Raw genomic sequence first — 518 nt, 5'->3', positions numbered from 1 at the left:
TTGCTGGGCCCATGCACGACGCAAGTTCATTGAAGCTCAGAAGGTACAACCCAAGGGCAAGACCGGTAAGGCCGACTGGGTGATCAACCAGATGGGCAAACTCTATGCTGTGGAAAAACAGGCCAAAGCGCTCGATCCCGACGCGCGTCACGCGCTGCGCGAGCAGAAAAGTCAGCCCCTGATCGCTCAGTTGCGCACCTGGCTCGACAAATCCCTGGCACAAGTGCTCCCCAAAAGCACACTGGGTAAAGCGCTGCATTACCTGGATCATCAGTGGCCACGACTCACCCGATTCCTGGACAATGGCCTGATACCGCTGGATAACAACCCGGCGGAGAACGCCATCCGCCCCTTCGTGGTGGGCCGCAAGAACTGGCTGTTCAGCCACACGCCGAGCGGTGCCCATGCCAGCGCGGCGATCTACAGCTTGATCGAAACCGCCAAGGCCAATGGCCTCCCACCCTATGAGTACCTGCGGTACGTCTTCGAAACATTGCCCACGCTCAACGACGACGAGC

The 518-nt window shown here is 59.3% G+C and carries 1 protein-coding gene; it reads left to right on the top strand.

Going from position 1 to position 518, the window contains the following annotated elements:
* Positions 1 to 518, top strand: a 518-nt coding sequence (tnpC, locus tag M8006_RS17770) for an IS66 family transposase (protein ID WP_250084554.1), incomplete at both ends; no start/stop codon positions are given.

The organism is Halomonas llamarensis, assembly GCF_023555005.1.
Classification (GTDB): domain Bacteria; phylum Pseudomonadota; class Gammaproteobacteria; order Pseudomonadales; family Halomonadaceae; genus Vreelandella; species Vreelandella llamarensis.
This window is presented reverse-complemented; position numbering and strand designations above follow the sequence as displayed.